Source organism: Lactobacillus sp. X-49 (assembly GCF_057063645.1).
In genome coordinates, this window is record NZ_JBXSQM010000002.1 from 64,069 (window position 1) to 80,470 (window position 16,402).

Genomic DNA, 16,402 nt, shown 5'->3' on the forward strand with positions numbered 1-16,402 from the left:
ACTTTAGAATATGACAGTTAAAATTGGTATTAACGGCTTCGGTCGTATTGGTCGTTTAGCATTCCGTCGGATTATGGACTTGGGCGAAAAGACAAAGGATATTGAAGTTGTTGCAATTAACGACTTAACTACCCCTGCACTTTTAGCACACTTATTAAAATATGACTCAACTCATGGTACTTTTAACCATGAAGTTTCAGCTACTGAAGATTCAATCGTTGTAGATGGTAAGAAGTACCATGTATACGCTGAACCACAAGCTCAAAACATTCCATGGGTTAAAAACGATGGTGTTGACTTTGTTCTTGAATGTACTGGTTTCTACACAAGCAAGGCTAAGTCACAAGCTCACCTTGACGCTGGCGCCAAGAGAGTTTTGATTTCAGCACCTGCTGGTAATGACTTGAAGACTATCGTTTACGCCGTAAACGATGACACTTTAGATGCTAGTGACACAATTGTTTCAGCTGGTTCATGTACCACTAACTCATTGGCACCAATGGTTGATGCTTTGCAAAAAGAATTTGGTATTAAGGTTGCTACGATGACTACTATCCACGCTTACACTTCAACTCAAATGCTTTTGGATGGACCTGTTCGTGGTGGTAACAAGCGTGCTGCCCGTGCTGCTGCTGTTAACATTATTCCTCACTCAACTGGTGCTGCAAAGGCTATTGGTCTTGTTGTTCCAGAATTGAACGGAAAAGTTAACGGTCACGCTCAACGTGTTCCAGTTACTGATGGTTCATTAACTGAATTGGTTTCAATTCTTGACAAGAAAGTAACTGCTGATGAAGTTAACTCAGCAATGAAGAAGTATGAAAGTCCTTCATTTGCTTACAACGATGACGAAGTTGTTTCAAGTGATATTGTTGGTATGACTGCTGGTTCAATCTTTGACCCAACTCAAACTATGGTAACCACTGCTGGTGACAATCAATTAGTTAAGACTGTTGCTTGGTACGACAATGAATACTCATTCACATGCCAAATGGTTCGTACTTTGTTGAAATTTGCTACTCTTTAATCTGTAAATTAATTACTGTTAATTAAGTAGTAAAAGAGAAGGCGGAGGGAAATTCTTCCTTCCGTCTTTTTTCTTAAAATAAAATAATTAAGTTATCGGAGGATATAGATGGCTAAATTAATTGTTTCCGACCTTGATGTAAAAGATAAAAAGGTTTTAGTTCGTGTTGATTTCAATGTACCAATCAAAGATGGCGTGATTGGTGATGACAACAGAATTGTTGCTGCTCTTCCAACTATTAAATACATCATCGAAAATGGTGGTAAGGCTATTTTGCTTAGTCACTTAGGTCGTGTAAAGACTGATGATGATAAAAAAGAACTATCACTTAAGCCAATTGCTGAGCGCTTAAGTGAATTACTCGCAAAGCCTGTAACTTTTGTTTCTGAAAATGAAGGTCAAAAAGTTGAAGATGCAATTAACAACATGCAAGATGGTGATGTTGTTGTTCTTGAAAATACTCGTTTTCAAGATATTGATAACGATTTTGGCAAGCGTGAAAGTAAGAACGATCCAAAACTTGGCGAATACTGGGCATCATTGGGTGACATGTATGTAAACGATGCCTTTGGTACTGCCCACAGAAGTCATGCTTCCAATGTTGGTATTGCTGAAGCCATGAAGAAATCTGGTAAGCCTGCAGCGGCTGGTTACTTGATGGAAAAGGAAATCAAGTTCTTAGGTGATGCTGTTGCTAACCCAGTTCACCCATTTGTTACGATTTTAGGTGGTGCTAAAGTTTCTGACAAGATTGATGTCATTACCAACTTGATTCCAAAGTCAGACCACATTTTAATCGGTGGGGGAATGGCTTACACATTTTTGGCAGCACAAGGTCATGATATTGGTAAGTCATTGTTTGAACCTGACAAGGTTGACTTGGCTAAGCAATTGTTAAAAGATGCAGCTGGTAAAATTGTATTACCAGTTGATAATGTTGCTGCAACTGAGTTTTCAAATGATGCAGCGCGTGAAGTTGTTGGTGATGATATCCCTGACAACATGATGGGACTTGATATTGGTCCTAAGACTGTTGAAAAATTCAAGGAAATCTTGAAAGATGCTAAGACGGTTGTTTGGAATGGACCAATGGGCGCATTTGAAATGTCCAACTTTGCTGAGGGTACTCTTGAAGTTGGTAAGTCATTAGCTGAATTAACAGATGCAACAACTATTATTGGTGGTGGTGATTCAACAGCTGCTGCAAAGCAATTGGGGATCGCTCCTAAGATTACGCATATTTCAACTGGTGGTGGTGCTTCCTTACAATATCTTGAAGGTAAGGAATTACCAGGAATTGCCTGCATTTCAGACAAATAAACTAGAAGAGAGGTTGATATAAATGCGTACACCTATTATTGCTGGTAACTGGAAGTTAAATATGAATCCTAACCAAGCGGTAGAATTTGTTGCTGCAGTTAAGGATAAGTTGCCTCAAACAAGTAAAGTCGAATCTTTAATTTGTGCACCTGCTGTTGATCTTGATGCTTTACAAAAAGCAGCTCAAGGTTCTAACTTACAGGTTGGTGCAGAAAATGCCTACTTCGAAAATGAAGGTGCCTTTACTGGTGAAACATCACCTAAGGTTCTAAAGGAAATGGGCATTAACTACTGCATTATTGGTCACTCAGAGCGTCGTGACTACTTCCACGAAACTGATGAAGACATTAACAAAAAAGCCAAAGCGTTGTTTGCTAACAACATTACGCCAATTCTTTGTTGTGGTGAATCACTTGAAAAACGTGAAGCTAACAAGCAAGAAGAATGGGTTGTTGGTCAAATTAAAGCTGCTTTGAATGGTTTAACTGCAGCTCAAGTTTCAAGCTTAGTTATTGCTTATGAACCAATCTGGGCAATTGGTACAGGTAAGACTGCTACTTCCGAACAAGCTGAAGAAATGTGTAAAACAATTCGCGACACAGTCAAAGATTTATACGATGACGAAACGGCCGAAAACGTTCGCATTCAATACGGTGGTTCAGTTAATCCAGGAAATGTGAAAGAATTAATGGCTAAACCAGATATTGATGGTGGTTTAGTTGGTGGGGCTAGTTTGAAGCCAGACTCATACTTAGACTTAGTTAACTACCAAGACTAAATCAAAAAAACAGCTATTGTGCTAAGCAATAGCTGTTTTTGTTTATCCAAATACATTACAATAATGAAGTAATTAAATGATGAAAAATACTTCTTCTCTATTTCATTTTTTAATTTTTTATAACATTGTTGCTCTTAATATAGAGCTTAAGACTTTATAATGATAAATTATTATTTAATGAAAACGCCATATTGATGATTTACTTGAAGTAAAAACAAGGATTAAATATATGTTACGGAAAATAAAAATTCTCCTATATTCACTAATATCAATTATAGTAATTGTTCTATTTTTTGAATTGATTAGTTCCTCAGATAATAATTCAGTTCCAAACAATAAAACAGTCATTGATGTCTATGGGTCAAAAGTTACTAAAAATTGGGATAAAAAAAATACTATTAAATGGAACAAAAAGTACAATAAAAAGAACTTTTTTAAGACCTTAAAGCATTTTTCTAAAGATAATCATATATCACTGGTTAAATTACGAATCGATAATTTTAATGGGCATCAAACTAAAATTGTTTATGATTTGGGAACAAAGACTAATAATTTTTCTCTTTATCAAAATAAATCCGTTAAAAAACTGACGAATAAGGATTTTGAACTAGAAGAAATATATGGGTTATATTGTACTAATGCTAATCCAAAAGTGTTAAAGCAACTTTTATCACACCTGCATACATTGGGAATGAAAGTGCACATAATTGATAACTCCTTATCAATCAAGTCTTTTCTGCTATCAATTTTAGCTGATCTTTCTACTACCAATTTACTTATTACTGCAAATATCATTGGCATTCTATTTATTGTCATGATACTAGAAAAAGTTTATCGTTTTAAAGCTTATGCAGTTATGAAGATTAATGGTTTAAGTACTAATCAAATCATTATTACGGATTTAAAAGCTGAAGCTGTCAGTCTTGTTTTGGCCGTCGGCTTAATTATTGGTGGAGTACTTATTTGGAGTTCTTGCACTTTAACCCGTAGTAGCTTTAGTTTTTTCTTACCTCGTCTGTTTGGAATTTTAGTGATATTATTTCTTGCCTTTTTTATTTTAAATCTTTTGTCTTATGTGGTTTTGGCCTTAATCAACCCATCTGCAGCAATAAAAGGAGCTGAACATACGCGGCCTTTTTTGTTAATTGGTTATATCTTAAAAGTATTATTTCTAGTCTTAATCATGATTAATACGATTTCGTTATACAACAGCAATAAAACTTACACGAACGATGTTAAAATTATTAAAAAGTGGCGTATGAAAAAGAATACATATTCTCCAATGCTCGTATGGCATATTAATGATCATCAAGAAGATAGAAAAGTTTCTCGGATGGTTCATCAACTTGTCGTACAATCTCCAGGAGTAATTTTGGCACAAAATTCGCAACAATTTCAGCCGAAAGTTCGTTCAACTGAACCTGAAAATGGCAATGTTATTATTGCTAATAATAATTTTATTAAGAATAGTGGATTAAATAAACAACATGTCAAACTTAATACTAAGCAAATTTTATTGTTAGTCCCTCACAATCGATTAAATCAAGTTAACCAAGCAAAAAAGCAGTTAAAAAGCTTTATTAAATTTCAAAATACTTTACCGAATTACTATCGCAAAAACTATTCGCCTGTGATTCAGGTTATCCCAATAGCCAGTAATCAACAAATTTTCAATTACACCATTGGAGAGCAAATTTCTTCATCAATATCAACCAATCCTTTAATTGTTGTTGTTAACGACAAGTTATTATCAGATGATTTTTATTCTGCCTCAGTAAGTCAAGGGACGGTTCAATTTCCTAATCTTAGCCAACTTAAAAGGTTGACTCAACATCTAGGATTAACTCCATATGTTATTGGTTTTAGTAGTAAGCAAGGTCGATTATATGATTATAATCGTAAAGCAAATAATGAATTAATCATGTTAACCATCATGACAGTTTTATCACTGTTCCAACTATCCTTCATTATTTTATTCGTGAGTTCAACTTTCTTGCAAAGTCAACGGCGAAAAATGGCAATTTATCGAGTATTTGGTAAATCGAATACCAAACTTGTTACTTCGTTCCTATTTATCAACTTAGGATGTGATTTGTTAATTGTTATCTGTATTTTGCTAAAATTAAAGTATTTAATTTTGATGCCAATAGCTTTAATGTATCTTTTATTAGAAAGTTTAATTATCTTATTAATGTGGCACTGGGCGGAGAAAAATTTATTAATTACGCTTAATCATGGGAATTAGGAGTTATAAAATGCTTGAAATCAAACACCTTACTAAAAAATTTAAAGAAAAGATCATTTTTGCAGATCTTACTTTCCGTTTAAGAACTGGTAAAAGTTATGCAATTGTTGGTAAAAGTGGTGCCGGTAAAACGACTTTTTTAAATGTTTTAAGCGGATTAGAACCACCGACAGCAGGTACGGTTAGTTTTAATGACATAGTAATCAATTCCAAAAATCGAAGAAAATTATACCGTGAAGATTTTGGATTTATTTTTCAAAACTTTGCCTTAATTGATACGCAAACAGTTAAGAAAAATTTGCTACTTGGTCTGGCAAACCAAAAATTGGCTAAAGCTGAAATAGATATTAAGATGAGACAAGCTTTAGAACAGGTTGGCTTAGACAAGTTGCCACTTAAGCAAAAAGTATACACGTTAAGTGGTGGTGAACAGCAACGCGTAGCATTGGCACGAATCATTTTGAAAGAACCACAGGTGATTTTTGCTGATGAACCGACTGGGTCACTAGATTCAGAAAATAGTCAAATTGTTTTAAATACTTTGTTAACTGGCTTTGATCCCAAAACAACGATTATGATTGCGACACATGACCCACAGGTTTGGCGGCAATGCGATTATGTGATTAAATTAAATAATAAGAAAATTGAAATTGATAAATAAAAGTGAGGATTAAAAATGAAAAAAATAGTTTTTTCAATTATTGCTAGTTTAGTTGTTTTATTTACTTCTCCATTTTTTATTCATAACCAATACACTGACTATCTTAATCCAATGATTAAGATGAGAGTTGATTATGCCAAGGTTCCTAAGAATACGCAAAAATATTACAATGTACAGGCGATTGACAAGTCGGGCAAAAAATTACCTTATAAGATAATTTATGTTGGCGGTTATGATCCAACCATGCAGTACATTGCGATTCACCATAAAGGGCAATATGTCAAAGTAATTGATTATATTGCTAAGAAGAAAATGCCCAAATTAACTGCTGTTAATAAATAAATTAGAACTTAACAAGTTACTGATGTTGCTAAAATCTTACATTTTATTTTGAGGCTTATTAGCTTCTTTTATTTATTACCTATGATATAATCCAATGATAAAAATTTTATTAGGAGACAAAACATGAAAAGTAAAAAGATTTTAACTGTGTTGGCAGCTACCACAATCGGCGTATCGACCGCTTCTAGCTTAATTGCTACAAAAGCACAAACTTTGCAAGCAGCTAAAATAAAACAAGGCAGAAGAAGCAAAGTAAATAAACGTACCAAAGCAGTTAAAGTTGCTTTTGGAAAATCCTATACATTCCCAGACTCATTGCAAGGTAAATGGTATAGTAAAAATTTATTAAGAATGGAACCATTAGATTTTCATCAAACTGGCTTGGGCTTGCCTACTAGCGGAGAATATGTTAATGCAGTTGTCAGTGGTAAATTAAAGGGTACCAAAAAATCTCCTTGGCAAATGTCAATAAAATGGCAGGAAAAGAATAAAGAAAAACTTGCTAAGTTTGTTCGTATTAGTGAAAAGAAGATGAACGGTGATAACTGGATTATTGTTACCCCAGTAAGTAACAAAACAATTGATAATAGCTATGCCTTTACTTTTAAAGTTGAAGAAATTGATGGTAAGAAAGAAACTGTAGTTTTTGAAGGTAATCCACAAGCTGGTACAGTAATCAACCAATACTTTCGAACTAAAGAGCTTTCTGATAAATATGATCAGAAAAAGTTTGATGATATGACTTATAGCAAATGGATATTATTAAGAAGCGATAAGTAAATTTAATAGTTAAAGCCACAGATTGTAAAACAATCTGTGGCTTTATTTTGTAAGTGGAACTAATTGAAATAGCTTTTATTCAAAATCCAAATTTAAATCAACCAATATTTGAAGGTTAATGTTGAAAATAAAGTTTAATATTAGGTTTATTGGGACAGATAGCTGGATGCTTTTGTCATTAAGTAATTGAGCATTAAAATTTACAATTTTAGCTAATTGTCATATACTTATTATAGTTTACAAATGTAAACATAAAACAAAAATTAAGATAAAAAGGAGAAATTATCATGATAAAGATTATCATCTTACTTGCTGGAATAGCTATCATTTCTTTTATTGCATGGTGGTTTTTCGGAAAGCATACAGTGCAAACAAAAATGGCTGAAGTATCTAGGAATAAGCAAAGTGTTGATATTGCTGTCAAGGGCGGTTACTCTCCTGAAAAAGTGATTTTGAAGCGTGGGATTCCTGCAACATTAAACTTTAAGCGACTTGATTCTGCTAGTTGTCTTGATCATGTAATCTTCTCCGATTTGGGAATTAATCAAAAATTGCCTGAAGGAAAAGTTGAATCAGTTAAGATAGATACAACCAAAGCTGGTGAGTACAATTGGCAATGCAGTATGAATATGTTTCATGGCAAAGTTATTGTAAAGTAAATTTGCGGGAGATTTAATATGAAAATTACAACACGATTTTGGACGTCGTTAATCCTATCAATACCAATGTTGTTAGAAATGATCATTCATCCCTTCACGGGTTGGATGCTCCCGGGTGGTAATTGGACAATGTTTGTGCTTACAAGCATTATTATGTTTCTTGCTGCTGGTCAATTTATCACAAGTGCTTGGGCTGCTTTTTTAAAGCATCATGCCAACATGGATACATTGGTTGCGCTTGGGACATTAACGACTTACATTTATAGTGTTTATGCAATGTTGACGAAGCGACCGGTTTTCTTTGAAACGGCCGCTTTTGTTATTACATTCGTTTTACTAGGTCAAGTGTTAGAAGAAAAAATGCGTAGCAATGCTTCTAGTGCTATAAGTAAACTAATTAACTTAAATGCAAAAAATGCTCTTGTTAAACGTGGGCAAGATTTTATCCAAATTCCCGTTAGTCAAGTCGTTAAAAATGATTTAATCCAGGTAAAACCTGGTGAAAAAATTCCGGTTGATGGAAAGATAATTTCAGGTTCATCAAATATTGATGAGTCAATGATAACAGGTGAAAGCATGCCTGTGACAAAGACAGTTGGTGACAAGGTAATCGGAGCAACAATCAACCAAACAGGCTCGTTTGTTTTTACAGCTGAAAAAGTTGGTAATGATACAATGCTTGCTCAAATTATTGCAATTGTCAAAAAGGCACAAAGTAGTCATGCTCCAATACAAAAATTGACAGATAAAGTTGCCAATATTTTTGTACCAACTGTATTAATTATTGCTATTGCTACTTTTGTTGTTTGGAATGTCTTCTTAGGACAAGACATTCCAACTGCACTTAATTATGCCGTTAGTGTAATGGTAATTGCCTGTCCTTGTGCCCTAGGCCTGGCTACGCCAACTGCTTTAATGGTTGGAACTGGCCGGGGAGCCAAGATGGGAATTTTGATCAAAAATGGTGAAATTCTTGAAGCTGCTAATCATATTGGAACAATGGTTTTTGATAAAACTGGCACGTTGACCGAAGGTAAACCTGAAGTAACTGATCTAATTGGTAACAAGCAACAGGTAGTGCCAATTGCTGCTGGATTAGAAAAGTTATCGGAACATCCACTGGCGGCTGCAATTATTACCTATGCCAACAAAGAAAAGATAGTACCTGCAGTTGTTAGTGACTTTCAAGTTCTAGAGGGACGCGGCGTTTGTGGTAAAATTGGGACTGAATCTGTCTACATTGGCAAATTAATATCTGCTGCTAATTTGAAAATTTCTGTAAGTTTGGCCAATGAGGCAGAGAGATTAGAGACAGCAGCTAAAACGGTTGTTGCTGTTTCAGTTCAAAATGAAGTCATTGGCTTAATTGCAATTCAAGATGCGCCAAAAAAGAACGCAAAAGAAGCGATTAGTGAGCTTAAGCAAATGGGTTTGCAAACCGTAATGTTAACTGGTGATAATCAAAAAGTAGCACAGTCAATTGCCGAGCAAGTCGGCATAAATCGGGTAATCGCTGGTGTCTTACCCACCGATAAATCAGATGTTATTAAAAAATTGCAAGAAAAACACTATGTGGCTTTTGTGGGTGATGGAATTAATGATGCGCCCGCATTAACACAAGCAAATGTTGGAATTGCAATGGGGTCCGGTACAGATGTGGCAATAGATGCTGGTGGCATTGTTCTAATGAATAATGATTTACTAGCAGTTGTTCGTGCACTCAAGTTGAGTCGGAAAACTTTTCAACGAATAAAACTCAACTTATTCTGGGCATTTATTTATAATGTTTTAGGCATCCCGATTGCCGCTGGAGTTTTTGCCGGAGTTGGTTTGGTTTTAAGTCCAGAGATTGCGGGTTTGGCAATGGCCTTTAGTTCATTATCAGTTGTTATTAGCTCGGTTTTGTTAGGCAAAAGCAAAATATAAATATTTAAGTGATAATAAAAAGCGAATACTGTTAACAGTATCCGCTTTTTTATTAAGCCATTTTTTAGTTTAAGTTGAAAAAGTAATAATTTGCTTAATTGTATTTATGATGTCTGGTCTTTAAAACATGTTTGATTTGTACGATATAAGTTATAATTCCAATTATTAACCAAATTATCGTAACTAAAATACTACTGCGTAAATCAGCATATTTAAACTTAATTAAATTAATAGGACCATAAAAAGGGAAAAGTAGAGCAATTTTTTCGAGCCATTTGGGATAGGACGAAATAACCACCAAAATTCCGGCTACTAGACTCATCACCGAGCTGATAAGATTTGACAGAAAATATGGGTCATTCATTTCCCAACTAATGGCCCAGGCAGTAAAGCCTAAAATTATGCCAAATAAACATAATAATGGTAAAACCATGATAACGCGGTTAATAATTACAAGTGGTGCACCAAAAATTAGGGCAAGGGCTAAGTTAGATGTTGCTAGAATAAAGCCAACTATCAAAGCCACAAAAACTTTATTTGTCCAGTAACGTAAGCTAAAGGGCCGTTGAGCAATCATTTCATAGTCAATTCCTAAGTTGGCGTCGGTAATTAGTGATTGGGTCATGGTTGTCATTGAAAGATGAGTGGCATCAATGGCAATTGATGCCAAAACGATGGACCAGTCAAAGTGCCCAGTATATTGCGCATTAATTAAAACTAAAAGGATCATGTCAACAAAAGGCGTGATAAAAAAGTAGACTAGGATAGTGCGCCAATTTGCCAAAAATGATAATGATGAAAATTGTGTTTTAAGCATCAGATTAAATTTAATTCTCCCTTCTTACGTGCTAACTGGTTAATTTTTTTAACCATTAAGATTATTAAAAAAAACCAAATTATTAAACTAGAAAAATAAGCCGACCAATTAAGGGTTGAACTAGTACCAGTTAAAGCAGCAATTGGAGTTGTCATGGGAATAAACCACTGGGCAATTTTTATAAGTGGTCGCAAAAAAACAGGATTTCCAAAGAGTCCCGAAAGTAGAACAAGTGGTGTACCAATCAAACTTTCATAAGTAATTGCATTGGGAGTGAGGGTAAAGAAAGAGGCAATAAAAATTCCCATAGTTGCCATGGCTAGCCATAATAAAATAACAGTGAAGCCGAACTTGAAAGTAATTGCGCCAGTTGTAACCCCTAAAAGTTGGGCAAGAAACCAAGCTAGCGGAAAAGCTGCTAAGCCATAGGTTGAAGCTGGCAATAATAAGGCAATTAAAGATAAGCGTTCATCGTAAGCGTTATTAATTAAATAAGGCAAAGTTCCCTTGTATCTTTCAAAGCCGATACTGCCAGCAGCTGTGGTACAAGAAGACCACATGCCAAAGATTGCACTTTGTAACCATATACTAGTGTTGGTTAATTGATGATTGGCATAGGCGAGTGTGTATTGCACCAAAAAGATGGACAGGGTACTCGTCAAAGTCAAAGTGACAAAATATTGATCTGACAGATATTCTTTAAAGTGAAACCAAAACAGGCGGATAAATCTCATATTATTTCCTCCGCAATTCTGGTGCTAAGGCTAAGTATGATTCTTCTAAAGTGGCAGGGCGATCGATATGGGTGACCCGTGATTCTTTAACAATATCAGCAACTGTTCCAGTTGAAAAAATTCGTCCCGCGCCAATTAAGATAATTTGGTCAGCCAAAGCTTCCACTTCAGACATGGTATGGCTGGTTAGTAAAATACTGATTCCAAAATCAGAAAGATTTTTAATTGTATCGCGAATGCTTTTAGCAATTTCGACGTCGAGTCCGCTAGTTGGTTCATCCAGTAAAAGAAGATGTGGGTTACCTAAAAGCGCTCGCGCAATATGCAGACGTTGCGTCATACCTTTAGAAAATTGCCCGACCTTTTTCTTCGCCACGTTGCTTAAATTAACAATTTCTAGTACGCGAGTGATTTCAGCTTTTTGCTGGCGATACGGTATTCGAACCAAATCGGCAAAGAAAGCAAGATTTTGTGCGGCGGTTGCACGATGGTAAAAACCGAGATCACCCCCAAAAGAGACACCTATGTGCGGGTGATGGGGTGTGCCAATAATATTTTGCCCATTAAGCAACACTTGTCCCTCGGTTGGCAATAAATAGCCACCAATAATTGAAACAATCGTTGTTTTACCAGCACCATTAGGACCGAGTAATGAAACAATTTGTCCTTTTTTAATGTTAAAAGATATATCTTCAAGGGCGTGAAATTTTTCATTCTTGCTATGATAAATCTTTTTTATATGTTTTACTTCTAAAATATTTTCCAAAATAAATTCTCCAAAATTAGTGTAAATTTAAGTGTCACTATTAAGGAAGGGTGACATCATGATTTTACAGGTTAATTTTAAGATCTTTTATTGATTTACATTAAAGCTATGTTAAAATTATAACATATAAAAAATTTTTGGTTATTTAAATTAAATATTTTTTATTTTGAGGTTATAAAATGACTTCTCTGAAATATTTACAACAAATAACTGTTGGTCAAGTTGAACAAAATCAGTCGGTTAAGTTGGTTAAATATAACAATAAATGACCCTAATTTTTTCAAATTGAAAGGGAAAAAATTCAACAAGCTTTAGGTTCGACGGCTTTAAAAATTGAGCATATTGGTTCTACTGCCGTTACGGGACTTATGTCTAAGTCCATTATTGATATTTTATTGGTTGTTCCTAATCCTAGTGCTGAAGCAAGTTATGGTTTTCAATTACAACAAGCTGGTTATACTTTACGAATTCGGGAGCCAGAATTTCAAGAGCATCGAATGTTTCTTGGCATTGATCCTGATGTACACCTTCATGTATATGGTCCGGATAGTCAAGAAGCTAAAGACTTAATCCTCTTTCGTGATTAGTTAAGAAAAAATGATACCAATCGGTTAAAATATCAAGAATTAAAACAAAAACTAGCAACACGACGCTGGCCAACAGTTCAAGATTATGCTGATGCAAAGGGACCATTGATATATAAGATTAAGCAACGAGCAATTAATAATTGTATGAAAGATTGAATGATATAAATGATGATTAAAATAAAGAAATATTAAAAGCCAGATCCTAAATTATATTGGATCTGGCTTTTAAAAACAACTTCTTTTCTTTTAAGCTTAATCAACCGATTTTAATGCGTCTAGCATATCAAGATTTTTCAGTTTACTATTCACTATAAAGCCTAGAATAATAGTGATAATACCAATGACACCTAAAGGCCATAAAAAACTTGAAGCAGAAAGTGCCGGATTAAACATGACATTGGCAGGTGGAACAACGTAAAGAATATAACGATAAAGTAAATCGCCAGTTAGATAACCTACTAAAATCCCTATTCCCGTTAGTAAAATTGTTTCTCGATAAATATACATCGTGACTTCTTTATCATAGAAACCTAAAACCTTAATTGTTGATAATTCGCGAATGCGTTCAGCAATATTTATATTGGTTAAATTATACAAAATAACAATTGCCAAAAGTCCTGCTACTACAATTAAGACCAGCATAATCATGTTTAAAGACTGAACGACAACATCTAATTCTTGGCTAATAGCAGTATTTTGAACTACCCCGATAACACCAGTCAAATTCATAAATTTAGCTGCCATTTTCTTAGTATTCTGGCGACTACCGTCATTAAGCTTAACTAGGTGTGCATTTGCTTTGTACCTTGAGCTAAAAATTTTTTCGTACTGTGTTCGATCCATGAAAACAAAATGTCCCATGTACATTTCAGTGATATCTGCAACTTTCATAGTGCGCTGATGGTTATTTTTATCAGTTAAAGTAATGTGATCGCCTTTAGTGACATTTAATAAACTCGCCAAGCGCTCAGAAATAACAACACCATGATTTGTTAGTGAAATTGGACGTTTAGATTGACGATCGTCTAAATGAACATAATTTTTGAGTTGTTTACTTGAATTAGGAGCAATCAAAGTAATATCTTGCGTATCAGCATTTTTTCCCGCTACTTTAGACATGGATTTATAATAAACTGGTATTTCAGATTTAATATTAGAACCATGCAATCTAGAATTGAGATCTTGTTTCTCTTGAAGCGTAAGTGGTGTTTTTTGAGCGACGATCATGTTGTAATGAATTAACCCAGAAAACTGCCGATTATTCATATTACTGATTGAATTTTTGACAGCAAAACCTGCAAAAAGTAAAGTTGCAGATCCGCAGACACCAAAGATAGTCATTAGCATTCGTTTTTTATACCGAAAAATATTTCGTGCGGTCACTTTATGCGTAAAACTTAAATGATTCCAGATAAATGGAAAATGTTCAAGTATAATTTTAGCACCTATTGCTGGTGGTTTAGGTAGCAATAAAGCTGCTGGCTTTTCACGAAATTCATTTTTAGCTGTCAAATATGCCGGTAAAACTGAACTAATCCATGATAAGATTAATGCAACTAAACTAATTTGCCAGTGGAAATGCTCCTCAATTGGAGGGATTGTAATCGATTTATAGTAGGCATGATAAACGATTTGGGGTAATAAAGTATGCCCCAAATACACACCAATAATTGTTCCAATTGTGCCAGAAAGAAAGCCATAACAGATAAACTTATTGATAATGACATAATCGTCATAGCCAAGTGCTTTAAGTGTACCTGAATTAATCCTTTCTTCATCAATAAAACGATTCATAGTGGTGAAAGTGACCAAGGCAGCAACAAAATAAAGAAAAATAGGGAAGACCTTTGCTAAATCTTCAACTACTTGCGCTACAGTGGTATACACAACATTGCCTTCACCGCCTGGAACTTCGCGCCTATTATAAACATTGTAAGATGGCAAATTAAGATTATTTAATTGCCTGTTGGTGTTAGCTAATTTTCTTTTACCAGCTTTAATTCTAGGCTCAACTTCAGCAGCTTTTTGATCAAGAATTTGTTTCTTCTTTTGTAATAGCTTTTCTTTTGCTATTAGCTCTGCTTGCACTTGTTGCATTTCTAATGAGGGGTTTTGTTTTATTTGAGCAGTTAAAGTGGCTTTTTGTTGCTTTAATTGGTTTTGAGCTGCTTCAAGTTCCTGACGCCCTAATTGAAATTTTTGTTGTGTATTATCTAACTGACTTCTTTTTAGTTGAAGTTCTTTTTCAACAGAAGTAATGATTCGACTCTTTCGCTTAGAGGCTTCACTTCTCAGGATACTCTGTAATTCTTTTTTATGACTGCTGACTTTATTAGTATAATCCTTGCCATAAGAGTCCAATCCATTTAAATCTTGATAGGTCAAGTTGGCAATTGTATATACCATATGGTTAAATGCTGTAGGCATAACGACGCCAAAGCCTTTTAATTCTCCCGTACCACTACTACTTTGTCCCAAATTTACATTCGACAAGATTTGACTGGAGCGTACAAAACCAACAATTTTAAAACGTCTGCGTTTTAGTAAAGTAAAGCCAAGAATATTTTTCTTCTCAGAAAAAGAAACTATTTGACCTAATCTAAATTTATTTGAGTAATGATCAGCTAAAGCAATTTCATTTCTGTGTTTTGGTAAGCGTCCCTTAGTTATCTGGTATTTTCCGATTTTACTTGGCTTAGAAAAAATCCTAAAACTATCATCACTATTTTTCAAGACAGTGTCTGTCATATAGCCAAATTCGACATCTTTTAGTCCTTTAACTTGACGAATTTTCTTTGTGTCTCCTTGATCAAGACCATAGTTACTAATAACAGTTAAATCAGGAGTATTTAATTTTTGCGCGTAATGATTTCCAGTAGATCGCATATCTGGACCAGTAACAAATAAGCCAACTAATGCAAAAGCACCAATCATCATAAGACCAACGATTGATAGAAATTGCCCCTTCGTATGAGCAATTGACTGCCAAAAATTTTTCCAAATTATTTTTTTCATAATTGATCATTTCTACCATTTAATATTAGCAATATTTTCTGGATGAGCATTGTGTTCGATTTTAGTAACTTGTCCATCGTGAAAGTGTATTACGCGGTCAGCAATAGGTGCTAATGCACTATTATGTGTAACAATTACAACCGTAGCACCGTTGTTACGACTCATATTAGCAATTATTTGGAGAACACTTTTGCCGGTTTGATAATCAAGTGCACCAGTTGGTTCGTCACAAAGTAGTATCTTGGGATTTTTAGCTACAGCACGAGCAATTGCCACTCGCTGCTGTTCGCCACCCGATAGTCCAGCAGGAAAATTATTGATACGATTTTTAAGACCAACATCGATTAATGTTTGAACTGGGTCTAAGGAATCAGATACAATTTCGGATGCTAGTTCAACATTTTCCTTGGCAGTTAAATTTTGAATTAAATTGTAAAATTGAAATACAAACCCAATATCATTACGACGATATGCTGTTAATTGTCGTTTATTGTAGTTGGCAATATTTTTTCCATCAATTATCACGTCACCTGATGTATTAGTATCCATTCCGCCTAAAATATTCAGCATGGTTGATTTACCAGCTCCCGAAGCGCCTAAAATAATGGCTAATTCACCTTTTTCGATTGAAAAACTAACATTATTATTTGCCAATATTTCTGTCTCACCACTGTGATAGCGCTTGAAATTATGGTGTACTTCAATATAACTCATGAAATTTATCCTTTTTATCTTTATTAATTTA

At 34.6% G+C, this 16,402-nt stretch carries 14 protein-coding genes and 1 pseudogene; 10 read left to right on the forward strand and 5 right to left on the reverse strand.

The annotated features are described in order from the left end of the window. Positions 1-10 precede the first annotated feature (10 nt). The 9 genes from gap (at position 11) to ACYIAQ_RS01645 (ending at position 9,738) form a co-directional block, all read left to right on the forward strand. A complete protein-coding gene (gap, locus tag ACYIAQ_RS01605; RefSeq protein ID WP_122017991.1) occupies positions 11-1,027 on the forward strand; it encodes a type I glyceraldehyde-3-phosphate dehydrogenase in 1,017 nt (338 codons plus the stop codon). A gap of 108 nt (positions 1,028-1,135) precedes the next feature. Continuing rightward, positions 1,136-2,347 carry a phosphoglycerate kinase gene (locus ACYIAQ_RS01610; RefSeq protein ID WP_483562325.1) on the forward strand — a complete coding sequence of 404 codons (1,212 nt, stop codon included), beginning with the start codon at positions 1,136-1,138 and terminating at the stop codon, positions 2,345-2,347. Between the two features lie 22 nt (positions 2,348-2,369). Then, positions 2,370-3,125, forward strand: a complete 756-nt coding sequence (gene tpiA, locus ACYIAQ_RS01615; protein WP_483562326.1) for a triose-phosphate isomerase — start codon at positions 2,370-2,372, stop codon at positions 3,123-3,125. 229 nt (positions 3,126-3,354) lie between these two features. Continuing rightward, entirely contained in the window at positions 3,355-5,370 is a 2,016-nt protein-coding gene (locus ACYIAQ_RS01620; protein WP_483562327.1) for a hypothetical protein, read from the forward strand. Positions 5,371-5,380: 10 nt separating this feature from the next. Next, positions 5,381-6,031 carry an ATP-binding cassette domain-containing protein gene (locus ACYIAQ_RS01625; protein ID WP_483562328.1) on the forward strand — a complete coding sequence of 217 codons (651 nt, stop codon included), beginning with the start codon at positions 5,381-5,383 and terminating at the stop codon, positions 6,029-6,031. A 15-nt stretch (positions 6,032-6,046) separates the two neighbouring features. Continuing rightward, positions 6,047-6,373, forward strand: a complete 327-nt coding sequence (locus tag ACYIAQ_RS01630) for a YxeA family protein (RefSeq protein WP_122017996.1) — start codon at positions 6,047-6,049, stop codon at positions 6,371-6,373. Between the two features lie 123 nt (positions 6,374-6,496). Beyond that, positions 6,497-7,153 (forward strand): hypothetical protein, encoded by a 657-nt coding sequence (locus ACYIAQ_RS01635; protein ID WP_483562329.1) that lies wholly within the window; start codon positions 6,497-6,499, stop codon positions 7,151-7,153. Between the two features lie 287 nt (positions 7,154-7,440). Then, positions 7,441-7,812: a cupredoxin domain-containing protein gene (locus tag ACYIAQ_RS01640; protein WP_483562330.1), complete on the forward strand. Its 372-nt coding sequence runs from the start codon at positions 7,441-7,443 to the stop codon at positions 7,810-7,812. Between the two features lie 18 nt (positions 7,813-7,830). Further along, a complete protein-coding gene (locus ACYIAQ_RS01645) occupies positions 7,831-9,738 on the forward strand; it encodes a copper-translocating P-type ATPase (protein ID WP_483562331.1) in 1,908 nt (635 codons plus the stop codon). Positions 9,739-9,832: 94 nt separating this feature from the next. Here ACYIAQ_RS01645 and ACYIAQ_RS01650 read toward each other — a convergent pair whose 3' ends face one another. From ACYIAQ_RS01650 to ACYIAQ_RS01660, 3 genes are read right to left on the reverse strand one after another with little or no spacing between them, the layout of a single operon-like run. Next, a complete protein-coding gene (locus tag ACYIAQ_RS01650) occupies positions 9,833-10,555 on the reverse strand; it encodes an antibiotic transporter permease (protein WP_483562332.1) in 723 nt (240 codons plus the stop codon). Continuing rightward, on the reverse strand, positions 10,555-11,289 hold the full coding sequence (locus ACYIAQ_RS01655) for a multidrug ABC transporter permease (protein ID WP_483562333.1): 735 nt from the start codon (positions 11,287-11,289) through the stop codon (positions 10,555-10,557). The genes ACYIAQ_RS01650 and ACYIAQ_RS01655 overlap by 1 nt, the downstream gene beginning before the upstream one ends. A 1-nt stretch (position 11,290) precedes the next feature. Next, the gene (locus ACYIAQ_RS01660; protein ID WP_483562334.1) at positions 11,291-12,055 is read right to left on the reverse strand and encodes an ABC transporter ATP-binding protein; all 765 of its coding nucleotides are present in this window, start codon (positions 12,053-12,055) and stop codon (positions 11,291-11,293) included. Positions 12,056-12,339: 284 nt separating this feature from the next. Between ACYIAQ_RS01660 and ACYIAQ_RS01665 the strand changes: the two are divergent. Then, positions 12,340-12,798: pseudogene (locus ACYIAQ_RS01665) on the forward strand (GrpB family protein). 96 nt (positions 12,799-12,894) lie between these two features. Here ACYIAQ_RS01665 and ACYIAQ_RS01670 read toward each other — a convergent pair. Further along, the gene (locus ACYIAQ_RS01670) at positions 12,895-15,657 is read right to left on the reverse strand and encodes an FtsX-like permease family protein (protein WP_483562335.1); all 2,763 of its coding nucleotides are present in this window, start codon (positions 15,655-15,657) and stop codon (positions 12,895-12,897) included. A gap of 12 nt (positions 15,658-15,669) precedes the next feature. Then, complete coding sequence (locus ACYIAQ_RS01675; protein WP_483562336.1) at positions 15,670-16,371, reverse strand: ABC transporter ATP-binding protein; 702 nt, start codon at positions 16,369-16,371, stop codon at positions 15,670-15,672. Between the last annotated feature and the right edge of the window lie 31 nt (positions 16,372-16,402).